This window comes from Listeria costaricensis (assembly GCF_900183385.1).
Taxonomy (GTDB): Bacteria; Bacillota; Bacilli; order Lactobacillales; family Listeriaceae; genus Listeria; species Listeria costaricensis.
The window spans coordinates 1-12,482 of record NZ_FXUT01000002.1; the positions used below are offsets into that span (position 1 = coordinate 1).

Here is a 12,482-nt window from a genome sequence, read left to right on the forward strand (position 1 = left end):
AGTAGCACACTCATTATAACTATCGTACGTTTTCTCACCATTACACCTCTATTTATAAATTATTTTACATGTAATTTTCAATACATACTTAATTAAAATAATCTTACTACTCTTTCAATTCTACTTTTTCTTTCATCAGCACTTATCCGAATTTATTTTGTGAACATATTGTGAACCTTCTAATAGGGCACAGAATCTTCTAGCTATATTGGTTATAAAAATACAAAAAAGAACCGTCAGCTGATGAAAGCTGACAGTTCCACTTAATAATCATCACGTATGTCGAATCAAATAATCGAATGCTCCAAGGGCTGCCGTTGCGCCGGATCCCATAGAAATAATAATCTGTTTATAAGCGCTATCCGTACAATCTCCTGCTGCAAAAACGCCCGGCAGACTGCTTGCGCCACGTTTATCAACAATAATCTCGCCCATCTTCGTCCGCTCTACCGTGCCGTCCAACCATTCTGTATTCGGAACTAGCCCGATCAGGATGAACACACCTTGGACGTCCAGATGCACCTCCGCGCCGGATTCACGGTCAACATATGTCACACCGTCAACCTTATCGGCACCTGTGATTTCTTTTGTTTGGACATTCTTCAAGACCGTCACATTTGGCAATGAGTAAAGCCGTTCCTGCAAGACTTGGTCCGCCTTCAACTCCGGCATAAATTCTAGCACAGTAACATGCTTGACGATGCCAGCCAAGTCGATCGCTGCTTCGATGCCCGAATTACCGCCGCCAACAACGGCCACTTCCTTGCCTTCAAAGAGCGGTCCGTCACAGTGTGGGCAATAGGCGACACCTTTATTTTTAAATTCCTGCTCGCCTGGGACGCCGATATTGCGCCATCTTGCACCGGTCGCCACGATGGCCGTTTTACTTTTCAGCACCGCCCCATTTTCGAGCGTCACTTCCACAAGCTCATTTTTTTCGATTTTAGCCGTGCGGACCGATTTCATCACATCAACATCATATTCGTTGACATGCTCCTCGACTGCTGCCATCAGTTGCGGGCCTTCCACATATTTCGTGCCGATCACATTTTCAATACCCAACGTTTCGAGTACCTGACCGCCAAATGTTTCAGCGACAATCCCCGTCCGGATCCCTTTACGCGCTGCATAGATGGCTGCACTCGCGCCTGCTGGACCACCGCCCACGACAAGCACGTCAAAAGGTTCCTTCTCGGCAAATTCCGCCGGATCAGCTGCTCCAGCCACTTTTTCCACAATTTGTTCGATCGTCATGCGGCCATTGCCAAACGCTTCCCCATTAGCAAAGACGGTTGGGACAGCCAATATATTTTTCGCTTCCACTTCTGCCTTGAACATACCGCCTTCAATCATTGTATGCGAGATATTCGGATTCAGCACACTCATGATGTTGAGCGCCTGCACGACATCCGGACAATTATGGCATGTCAGGCTCACATAGGACTCAAAATGATAAGGCTTGTCGATTTTTTTGATCTGCGCAATCACTTTGTCATCCACTTTCGGCGCACGTCCGCTCACTTGCAGAAGGGCCAGAATGAGTGATGTAAACTCATGTCCCAGCGGAATTCCGGCAAAAGTGATGCCGCTTGTTTCATTCTCCCGATCCACACTAAAACTCGGTGTTTTCGCCAGAGTTTCTTTTTGAAGCGAGATTTTGGGAGACATTCCCGCAATTTCCTCGACAAACGCCCATAATTTCTGGCTGTTTTCACTATCATCCACACTTGCACGCAGGATAATTTTATTTTCCAAGAGCTCAAGATATTGAGCCAGCTGCGTTTTCGTTTCTGTATCTAACATAGGCACACCCCTTAAATTTTGCCGACTAGGTCAAAGCTTGGTTTTAGCGTTTCAGCGCCTTCTTTCCATTTTGCCGGGCAAACTTCTCCTGGGTTATTACGGACATATTGAGCTGCTCTGATTTTATCTACTAATGTGCTTGCATCACGGCCAATACCGTCTGCATTAATTTCAATCGTTTGAACAATGCCGTCTGGATCAATAATGAATGTTCCACGATTTGCCAGACCTTCTTCTTCGTCCAGCACGTCAAAAATGCGGGAAATTGTATGAGAAGGATCGCCAATCATGATATATTCGATTTTGCTAATCGCATCTGAGGAATCGTGCCATGCTTTATGAGTAAAATGTGTATCGGTGGAGACAGAATATACTTCTACGCCAAGTTCTTTGAGTGTTGCATATTGTTCCTGAAGATCTTCCAGTTCTGTCGGACAAACAAATGTAAAATCAGCTGGGTAGAAACAAACAATACTCCATTGCCCCTTGAAATTCTCAGAGGAGACATCGATAAATTCTCCGTTATGATAGGCTTTTGCCGCAAATTCTTCAATTTCTTTTCCAATTAAAGACATATAAAATTCCTCCTTGTTATGTATCTTTTCTTTGTGAGTTCTTCCACTCACTCTTAAATTATCGGCTGATTTCCACAAAAAGTCAATACCTTATTTATAATATTTACAAATTTGTAATGACTATAATATATTTTATGATTGATAAAACCTATATTTCCCAGCTTCTTTTTATCAAATAGGTGCTTTCATTCTCATTTGCATGCACATTCTTCACGAAAAACCTTGTCGCGCTCAGGATAGTCTTTTATTCCGACTTTCTATCTTCACAATCTCCCTTCGCAAAAAAAGACAGCTCACTCTCAACCGAGTAAGCCGTCCATATACGTATGAGCACATTTACCGATTCATTTTACAGCTGATCGCCTAAAACTGCGCCTTTCTTTCCCGACGTTTTTTAGTTATTCGATAAATGATAAACAGACAGAGTAGGAACCAGCCAGCTATAGAAAGTCCCCAGCTGATTTTTTGAATGGTTGTCATTTGATAATAGACGGTCAATTGATGATCCCCTTTGGACAAATCTACTTGAATGGTTCCCTCTTCCGATACGGTTATTGGAATGTCTTTATTCTGCTCCTTCACTTTAAATCCTTTATAGTATGGCACATATGTTGTAAATGCACCTTCCTGCGGCATGGTAAAGCTCATTTGCAGCTGATCTTTTACAACCTTTTCCTGGTAGTTTTCCGTTTGTGTGAAAGCTTCATGAGACATGATCGAGTCGATATTTTCTCGGGCGGCATCCGTTAAATAGTCCTCAATGGGCCGCTGTCCGATATACTCATAATAATTTTGATTCGTATAGGTGATATGCTGATCTGGATTATCCGTGGTAGCCGCGCGCTCGGTCAAGCTCTGTCTCAGATGGTTGGGTGCCCATAGCGCCATTATTACTATGCCGGCTAAAAGAATTCCTTCCAGTGCGTGCAGCCTTGCTTTCTTTTTACTTGGAGGAATCGTTCCAATCGCCTGTGTAGCAATCTGGATTAGTTCACCTGCAACTAAAAGCGCGCAAACGGTTATCTGACTGTGCAAGCGCCATGGAAATTGAATTCCGGCAATCGGTGTATTTTGAACGAGATTCCAATCCAACAGTCCCTCTGTCAGAAATAACACAACAGCCGTCATAAGGAGGACTCGGCTGAACTTACTGATTTTCCGCCAAAAAATCAGCCCTAAAACCATCGCCAGTATCACGAACAAGCCAACATTTACATCACCGGCATTCATTTGATTCGTCAAACTGGTCAGCAGGTCTTCGCCAAAAGGAATCTTAAATTCTTCAAGAATCGGTTTGAATCCTGTTGTCAGCTTAGTTCCCCGCATTTGTTCCAACAGTGGAAAGATTGTAATGGCTGCCAGTATAATAGTGGCGAGGATGGCATAAATCAACTGAAAAAGCTTGCCGCGGTCTTCTAAAAATTGAGGCAGGTAGCATAGAAACAGGATGAGCAGGATAACGGCAACAAACACCACTGACAATAAATGACTATAGACAAGTAGCGTCATACCGAGTGCCAGGGGTAGCCATCCAAGCTTGTTTCCTTTTATAATGGCGTACATTCCGTAGATCGCAAGCGGAAAAAAAGTCAGGGCGATCATTTCGCCGACAGCCGCTCGACTAAATACATCCAGTAAGCGATAGGAAGAAAAGCCATACATGACAGCAAACGCAAAGGCGGCTAAACGGCTCGTCCACATCTTGCGGCCAATAAAATAACAAAGGAGAAGTGTGGCGATTTGAAGGAGAAAAACGAACGCGTAATAAGAAGTGATTGGTGAAAATCCAAGAATAAAGCGAATCAGCGCCACTGGATAAAACGTGATAAATGGATAGAAGAGATCAAGCGGGTAGCCTACTTGATGGAAAGTATAAAAATTCGCATAGCTGAAACCCGTATGACTCACAAGCTGCTGATACCAGTTTTCAGCTCTCTCCATATGAAAATGAAAATCATCTCCGAGGGGGACTGCTCCCGATTGATAGAAAGGATAGATCATTACGATTGATAAAATAACTAATACGACAATCGGAAACAAGGAATGAAGTAGGCGACTAGTGGAATGTTCTTTCTTTTGCAATAAAATTTCCCCTTCCCGTTAGGTGGATTTATACTAATTTTACGACATTGAATAAAATCACACAATCTTTAATTGATAAAGTTGTGCTAATATTTTTTAAAGTTTCAAAAAAAGAGAAACTCTCTTCGGGGAGAATATCTCTTTTAGTTTGCGCCTTATGTCCGGAATGTAAATTATAATACTTTTGTTTACTTTTTATAAATTTTTTCATCAATTAATGGTATTTTTAACGAATCGTTGTATAATATATCTATAAAAGAATAGGGGTGTTGGATTTGGAATGGTATGTTTTTAGTATGCAAGCTGATAAAGATAAAAAACGCGTGATTCATACCTATACATGTACCGAAGTTCCAGACAGAAAAAATCGGATTGTATTAGGTCGCTTTGAAACTGCTAATGAAGCTTTAGACACCGCTCACGTTCATTACGGTCACTACCCACTTCACTTCAAATTATGTCCATTATGCTGTTCTAAAAAGCACTAGATGAAAACCAGCATTCCTTCAACTACCATCAAATTTTGGTGAAAATCCCGCATTCAAAACCTAGTCATTGGGTTTGCTGGTTTTCCTGTTCCCACGCCATTTCTATCTTCATTCCTTTTAAAATCATCGGTGTAACCAGCTCATTCAGCGCCTTTAATTCTCGAAAATATTCCTCCAATTCGGCCTCTGTATGCTGAATTTTACCTTCCTCTTTTAATTGATAAAGGAATTCCATCATAGATATCTCAAATTGATTTTTCAATTGAATGGTGATTTCCGGCTTTATCCCCAAACGATACTGACAGCGCCCCAAATGAACATACGTCATCTCATCAATTCCCCGATTCCCGGTTGATCGCAGTCCCTCGGTAATCGTTTCCAGTGAGACACGTTTCAATTCATCCAGCGCGCGTTCATTTTTCAAGCTTTCTGGACTCAGCACATTTTTCACATCATTTTCCAGCCAATAATTGATAATCTGTATGCTGTACTTGGAAATTGTTTTAACCAGGTTGTGTGTCATTATTCATTGCCTCCATCTCTTGTTGTCTTTTCTTTAGTATAGCAGAAAATAGTAGTTTAAATTACATTTTAAAGTCTATCATTTGATCATTTACGCAGAATTTCTCTAACATCCCCACCGTTTCGCAAGCGGTTCTTTAGAAAAAGCGCCTATTATCCCTTCTTTTGCCCGTTTCATGCTTCTTCAAACCAGCAAAATGTTTCCTTTTTGTATTTTTAAGACAAATATCCTTTTATTAAAATATGTTTTTTTATTAAATTCTAATGTTTCTTTTGCTAGTTTCTCACATATATTATGTATATTATAAATATAATAAATCTTAAAGGAAATACTTTTTCTCCCCCCTTTTTAGTATTTCCCTTCTAAGAACTCCCTTTTTGGCAGCTGATTCCCCGATCAGCTGTTTTTTTGTAAAAAAAAGACCTGAACACCTCATCCCTGCGCATGTTCAGATCTCTAAAAATACCGATCAGAAAACAAATAGGAAAGTTTTCTGATCGGTATTTTTGTATAGCTGAGCGCCTTATACCTCAGCCTTCTATCATTCCTTACATTTATTTTACAAATTTTCTCGTTCCATAAATACCCAAACCGGTTAATAAGAGACCTACAAGCCAAATAGCTGGGGTTTCTGTATCACCTGTTTTTGGAAGGGTTGCCGCTGTTGTTGGTTCTGTTTTATTCTCCTGAACGGTCACTTCTTTAGATTGGTCATCATTTATGACTTGATCCTTGTCTGCAGATTGATCTGTGGTGTCCGTATCTGTCGAATCATCCGCTGGGCTTACTGCATCCGCCACATAGACGAACGCTATTGTTTGTTCCCCATCTGTATAGGTGACCGTTTGCGAATTATTTTGTCCCTCTTTCAGCGAATAGCCGCTGATTTCCCGCGCGCGGATTGTTTCTTCACTGCCGATTGGACCTGTATAAGTATCCATCGTTGCCAGCTCTTTGCCATTTTCATCGACATACTTTACATAAATAGTTGAATCTATCACTTGTGGAGTATCCGCTACATAGACGAACTCAACTGTCTGCGCGTCTGTCGTGTATGTCAAAGTTTGTGGACTTGCTTGCCCGGCTTGCAGGGTATAGCCATCGATACTTTTCGCCTCAACCGACTGCTCATCTCCTACATTTCCAGTATAAGTATCCGCGGGTGCCAGCTCGATTCCATTTTCATCCACATATTTCACATAAATGTTGGATGTCTTGATTGGCGGATCTCCGGCATTCACTTTTTGCCTGATTGTTCCAGTAAAATCACCAGCCGCCGAAGCAAAATTCACTTGATTCTCACCCGGATCCGTCCAAGCCAGCTTACCATCTGTATAGCTCCCAGCCGTTGACCAAGTAAGTGCTGGAACATCTCCATTATTATCCGCGATTGTCACAGCGGTGGGTGCATTTTGATAGCCATCTTCAAGTATCACATCTTGATTTCGAGCATTGAAATAACCTCCCCCCGATAAATCAAGCGAAGAAATATCTGTGATTTGGTTGCCAGACAGCGTTAAATATTGGAATTGTTTTCCAGCGAGTGGTGTAACATCTGATATTTTATTGTCATCTAATTCCACCCATCGAAGCGGCAGATCAGCAAGTGGAGAAATATCAGATACACTCGTCTCACAAACATTTAGCTCCGTTAGATTTTTCAAATTTGCTAAGGGCTCGATATTGTCAATCTCCGGCGCGCCATGCCAGCCGTTTCCATCACCCAAATAGAGCTTTTCAAGGCTGGTTACTTGCCCTATTTTCTCGACATCTTCATTATCCAAGTGAAGGTTATCATTTAAAAGCAAATCAGTTAATGAAGTCAAATTCGACATATCAGGCAGATTCTGAACATCATTGTTGTCCAAATACAAGATCTCTAGATGCGTCATATTCTGAATAGCAGATACGTCAACAATCTGATTATCAAACAAGCGCAGGTCTTTCAAGTTAACCAGACCGGCTAAAGGACTAATATCAGTCAACTGATCGCCATAACCACAAAGTTCTAAGTCACTCAATTTTGTAAGATTTTCTAAAGGGGTTAAATCAGTGATGACATTTCCTGTTTCATCAGGAACCCCGATATAACTCACTGCGCCATTCATTTTTAAAGTTTGCAGATTCGTCAATTGTGCCAAAACATCGATATTATCAATAAAATTGCCACTCAATTCGAGATACTCCAATTTTGGAAAATTCGCAAGCACGGAAATATCTTCAATTTTATTATCATGCAGTTGTAAAAAAGTTAAATTGGTAAGTCCTGCAATCGGCGTTAAATCTGAAATGGACGCCTCTGTGATACTCAATGTCTCCAAAGAAGTCAGGTTACTAATAGGGCTTAAATCGCTTATTCCACATGTCCCATAGCCTGAGATCATGAGTTTTTTCAAATTTGTCGCATATTGTAATCCTTCCAAAGAATTGACATTTGTACTTGTTGAGTTGGGAAAAATGTCTAATTCTGTTACTTGCTTCATGTCATCTTCTGTAAGGATGGCATCTTTCGGTTTATTTAAGCTTTTTGTTATCGCTTCTCGCAATTGGTCGTCGGGGATTGTTACGGCTTCAGATGCCGAAGCTGGTAGCACATGAAATCCGACGATCAGTAGCAGTGCCCCCAACAGTACACTTAGTAGTTGTTTTTTCAAGTCAGTTCCCCCATCGTGTTTATTTTTGTTACCTAGTTAAGTATAGACCTTATTTCATACAAGAAAATCCGCTTGCAGATCAAATGGACCTTAAAATATGACAAACTATCAAACTTTTTCGTGCACAAAAAAATCCGCGAATCACTTACATTCGCGGATTTTTTCCGATCAACCATTCACATCTCGTCTGCGGTAACCGATCATTCCAATAATCAAGAGCACAACTCCGATCACACTCATCCAAACAATTGGTGCTGCGTCAAAGCTTTCGGTCGGTAGTCTAGGCACCCAACCATAAGGCGTCAGATTGCTCATCCAATCGGGAATTTTAAGCATTTTGCCCAGGTAGACAACGAAAAATGAAAAGACAAGATACAGCCACACAATGCTGGTAAGTTTTGGCAGCCAGCCGACTAGAAGTAGCGCTAGACCAATCATAATCAGCATGGCCGGCAGATAGACCATTCCCGCCTTGAAGAAGGTCATAAATGAAATCGGGTCATTCATCACTGCATGTGAAGCCATATACAGGCCGCTAATTGCCAAAAACATCATAATGAAACTGAACAAAATCGCCATGATCAAATAGCTTGCCACAACCCGATACCTTGAAACTGCTCTTGTCAGCAGGTGCTCCATGCGGCTCTTATTTTCCTCGCCTTTGACTCGTAAAATGAACATCAGGACAGAAATGGAGGCGATAATGGCCAAAATGGACATCAGCATTGCAACAAACTGCTCGGTGAGACTTAGATTGCCGGATGCCTGCATCATTTGCTGAATAAACTCATTTTCATTAAAGAAGCTCTCTAGGTCGCCAAAAACAGAGCCGTAAGCCGCTCCAAGTACCCACATGCCGATTGCCCAAGCAATAATGGTTGTCCTTTGCAGCCGGAATGCCAGCCCGAGTGGTGTGGTAAGCCATCTCGAAGCCGTTTTACGCCCTGGACGCGTTGGCAAAAAACCGGCGCCCAAATCGCGAATTGAATTCAGGTACAGAGCGAGCAGGGAGAAAATCAACGCGAGTGCCAGCCCAAGCCCGATCGGCCACCAGTAATCATTCACATAAACCTGCGTTTGTGAAAGCCAGCCGAGCGGCGAAAAGTAGGAAAGCGTATCGTTGGTCACGTCGCCAATTGCCCGTATCAGATAAAAGATCCCCAGTACCATCAGCGAAAAAGCAATCGTCCCACGTGAACTTTCACAAATTTGAGCAAAAATGGCTGTAATCGAAGCGAATATAAGTCCTGCGACACCCAGACACGCCCCGTAGAGCAGCGAACCATTCCAGTCCATGCTGCTGATGCCAAGCACGCCCAGCCCGACACCCGTCACGAGGGCCAAGACGACATTCACAATCAGCATCGTCAAGAGCGTTGCCATCAGATTCGCAAGTCGCCCGGTCGGCAATGATCGCACCATTTCAAGCGCGCCATCCTCCTCGTCAGCCCGGGTTTGTCCAGCCACAAGCATGATGCTCATGATGCCAACGATCAGCGCCGTGAACAGCATCATCTGCTGCCCCATCATTGGGCCGGTCGTATAGTCGTCCGTTCCATAAGCAGGACCCACCATTGCGACCATTGCCGGATTTTTCATCGTTTCTGCCATGGACTGACGTTCGGCATCATTATGGTACATATTGTCAAATGCCAGTGCCACGGATAATGTTGTTGCGACAAATGCCAGCACCCAGATCAGCATTTTCAAGCGGTCACGCCGAAAATTCAGCCGAACCAGTCGACTAGTGCCAGAAAAAAGCTGCTTATTCACGGCCGCCACCTTCTGTCATACTTTTTTCCATACCTTCGTGTTCATAATGCCGCATAAACAGATCCTCCAGATTAGGCGGTGAGCTTTCCAGTTTCACGATGCCATAAGGGGCTAGTTGCTCCATGACATCCGCCAGGCGCTCCGAATCGACCTGAAACTTCATTTGCTGGCCGCTCGTTTCAACGTTGAAGACGCCTTCGATCTGTGGCAGTTCTGGAACGGGCCGGCTCGTTTCAACCATGAAATTCAGGCGGGTCAAGTGTCGCATTTCTGCCAGTGAGCCGCTTTCAATGATTTCGCCCTGTCGAATGATGGCCACCGTGTCGCACAGTTTCTCCACTTCGGACAAGATGTGACTGGAAAGTAGCACACTTTTCCCAGCTCGTTTGGCTTCAAAGACGCAATCCTGAAACACTTTTTCCATAAGTGGATCAAGGCCTGACGTCGGCTCATCTAAAATGTAAAGCTCGGCCTCAGAGGAAAAGGCAGCCACAAGCGCGACTTTTTGCCGATTTCCTTTTGAATAGGTGCGACATTTTTTGGAGACGTCCAGATCGAACCGACGAATCAATTCATCCCGCCGCGCCTGATTAATTTTCCCACCGCGCAGTTTTGCAAATAGATCGATCACTTCCCCGCCGGTTAAATTGGGCCATAATACAACATCCCCCGGCACATAGGCGATATCTTTATGAATATCAACGGCATCCTGCCATGAATCCTTTCCAAAAATCTTGCTTGATCCGCTATTTGCCCGAATGATCCCCAAAAGCACTCGAATCGTGGTGGATTTCCCCGCACCATTCGGCCCGATAAAGCCTAAAATTTCCCCTTTATCTAGCTGCAGATCAATGCCATTTAGAGCGGTAAATTTCCCAAATTTTTTGGTAATCCCCTTCACTTCTAACACAGCCATGCAACTCTCCTCCATTCCACTTATGAAATATTTTAATTGATATAGTTCATAATATACAAAACAAATTTAAAAAGCAAGAAAGAAATGAACTTTTTTTATTGTTTTATTTCAAATTTTTGTTTACTATTAATCTATGAGGTGATTTTTATGGACGGATTTGAACGCAGACGTGCTCGAAAAGAGCTCCAAATCTTAGAGGCAAGCGAAAAACTTTTTATGCAGTATGGTGTAAAAAAGACCTCCATTGCGGAAATTGCCAAAGAAGCCAATGTTTCACAGGTGACGATTTATAATTACTTTGAGAATAAAACCAATCTGGTGCATCAAGTTTTCCTCCATTATATTAGTAAGGCCACGGAAGATTTCGTCCAATTAGTTAATAGCTCCATAGCCTTTCCTGAAAAAATCAAACATCTTATTTTTAATGAAAAAGCCCTTACGCAAAATATGAATCCTGATTTTTATGCCCATTTGATGCAGGAATACAGAACGGATGTAGATTTTGCCAACCGATACAATGAGGAATATGTCAATCCTCTTTTACGGAAGTTATTTGATGAAGGAAAAGAAACCGGGTATATCGATCCGAATATCAATCCGGACGCGCTATTATTTTATGTGCAAATGCTGATCTCCTATGCGCAGAATTTGCAGGGCATCGAGAATATGCTCCCGCTTGCCGAAGATATTGTGAAGCTGTTTTTTTACGGGTTGTTTGGAGAGCGAGATACGGAGAATAAATAAAAACATATGCAGCTGTAGTGTTCCACTAAAGGTGATCACTACAACTGCATACGTTTTTTATTTTTGGGCTTCATTGATATAAAGTGTCCGATTAGACTGGTGTAGGTCAAACAGCAGATTGATCAAACGGTAGGGAATCATTTTCCCCTGATCGATCCATTCATTGATTTGTTGCTGCATCACCCATTTGGCTGCCTGCACTTCCTCTTTTCGCAAGGTCAATTGTACAACAATATCGCGCTCCACATTAATCAACCAGTAATCATCAAAGCCTTGTTCAAAATGAAACGTCAGCATTGGACGCTGTTGGCTAAGGTCTATACTGATTCCCAGCTCCTCTTTACCACAAAAAAACCGCTTCAGCTATGCCAAAGCAGTTTTCCGGTAATGTCTGATAAGTCAACAAAGCCGAATTCCCGACTGTCTCGTGAATGGTTGAGGTTGTCGCCAAGGACGAAAACTTTTCCTTTCGGGACTCGCTCTTCGCCTGTATTGCTTTGGAGCGCGTAATCTGGCACGCTCCCTTTGAGCTCGAATTGTTTATCATCAATGTAAAGCTCGTTGTCGATAATGTCAATCGTGTCTCCCGGCAAGCCCACCACGCGTTTGAGATAGGTTTCACCGGATTTATCAGGCGAATTGAAGGAAATAATGTCGCCGCGTTCCAATAGATCGCTGTTCTTATACATCAAAATCCAGTCGCCATCTGTCAAGGTTGGCACCATGGAATTGCCTTCTACCCGTGCCAGTGAAAAATTGGCGCAGAAGATGAAGATGAGTAAACCGATCAGAATAAGGGCGATACCGGCGATCCATTTTTTGGATAGGCGGCGTTTCTTTTGGATGGGTTTCTTGGGACGCGGGGCCATGGGGACTTCTACTGGTTCGGCTGGCTGTTTCTGGGCAGCCACCTGTTGAAGCGCT

Annotated in this window: 11 protein-coding genes; 2 read left to right on the top strand and 9 right to left on the bottom strand. The window is 42.8% G+C overall.

The window, feature by feature from the left end:
* Nucleotides 1–273: 273 nt before the first annotated feature.
* The 3 genes from ahpF to CS921_RS02665 form a co-directional block, all read right to left on the bottom strand.
* Nucleotides 274–1,803, bottom strand: a complete 1,530-nt coding sequence (gene ahpF, locus CS921_RS02655) for an alkyl hydroperoxide reductase subunit F (protein WP_099221516.1) — start codon at nt 1,801–1,803, stop codon at nt 274–276.
* A gap of 11 nt (nt 1,804–1,814) precedes the next feature.
* Nucleotides 1,815–2,378, bottom strand: coding sequence for an alkyl hydroperoxide reductase subunit C (gene ahpC / locus CS921_RS02660; protein ID WP_099221517.1), 564 nt, complete (start codon nt 2,376–2,378; stop codon nt 1,815–1,817).
* A 363-nt stretch (nt 2,379–2,741) separates the two neighbouring features.
* Nucleotides 2,742–4,460: a YfhO family protein gene (locus CS921_RS02665; protein WP_099221518.1), complete on the bottom strand. Its 1,719-nt coding sequence runs from the start codon at nt 4,458–4,460 to the stop codon at nt 2,742–2,744.
* A gap of 275 nt (nt 4,461–4,735) precedes the next feature.
* Here CS921_RS02665 and CS921_RS15500 point away from each other — a divergent pair, with 275 nt between their 5' ends.
* Nucleotides 4,736–4,948 carry a hypothetical protein gene (locus CS921_RS15500; protein ID WP_162921669.1) on the top strand — a complete coding sequence of 71 codons (213 nt, stop codon included), beginning with the start codon at nt 4,736–4,738 and terminating at the stop codon, nt 4,946–4,948.
* A gap of 64 nt (nt 4,949–5,012) precedes the next feature.
* Here CS921_RS15500 and CS921_RS02670 read toward each other — a convergent pair whose 3' ends face one another.
* The 4 genes from CS921_RS02670 to CS921_RS02685 all read right to left on the bottom strand — a co-directional run bounded on the left by CS921_RS02670 (nt 5,013) and on the right by CS921_RS02685 (nt 10,814).
* On the bottom strand, nt 5,013–5,471 hold the full coding sequence (locus tag CS921_RS02670; RefSeq protein WP_099221519.1) for a hypothetical protein: 459 nt from the start codon (nt 5,469–5,471) through the stop codon (nt 5,013–5,015).
* 554 nt (nt 5,472–6,025) lie between these two features.
* Nucleotides 6,026–8,125, bottom strand: coding sequence for a leucine-rich repeat domain-containing protein (locus CS921_RS02675; protein WP_099221520.1), 2,100 nt, complete (start codon nt 8,123–8,125; stop codon nt 6,026–6,028).
* Nucleotides 8,126–8,293: 168 nt separating this feature from the next.
* Entirely contained in the window at nt 8,294–9,898 is a 1,605-nt protein-coding gene (locus tag CS921_RS02680) for an ABC transporter permease (RefSeq protein ID WP_099221521.1), read from the bottom strand.
* Nucleotides 9,891–10,814, bottom strand: coding sequence for an ABC transporter ATP-binding protein (locus CS921_RS02685; protein ID WP_099221522.1), 924 nt, complete (start codon nt 10,812–10,814; stop codon nt 9,891–9,893). Before CS921_RS02685 ends, CS921_RS02680 begins: the two co-directional genes overlap by 8 nt.
* 147 nt (nt 10,815–10,961) lie before the next feature.
* Between CS921_RS02685 and CS921_RS02690 the strand changes: the two genes are divergently transcribed.
* Nucleotides 10,962–11,558: a TetR/AcrR family transcriptional regulator gene (locus tag CS921_RS02690; protein ID WP_099221523.1), complete on the top strand. Its 597-nt coding sequence runs from the start codon at nt 10,962–10,964 to the stop codon at nt 11,556–11,558.
* 57 nt (nt 11,559–11,615) lie between these two features.
* On the opposite strand, the gene CS921_RS02695 is transcribed toward CS921_RS02690, so the two are convergent.
* Both CS921_RS02695 and lepB read right to left on the bottom strand, forming a co-directional pair.
* Entirely contained in the window at nt 11,616–11,855 is a 240-nt protein-coding gene (locus tag CS921_RS02695; protein WP_099221524.1) for an NUDIX hydrolase, read from the bottom strand.
* A 62-nt stretch (nt 11,856–11,917) separates the two neighbouring features.
* Nucleotides 11,918–12,482 (bottom strand): signal peptidase I (gene lepB / locus CS921_RS02700; protein ID WP_099221525.1); only part of this gene is annotated, 565 nt, incomplete at its 5' end.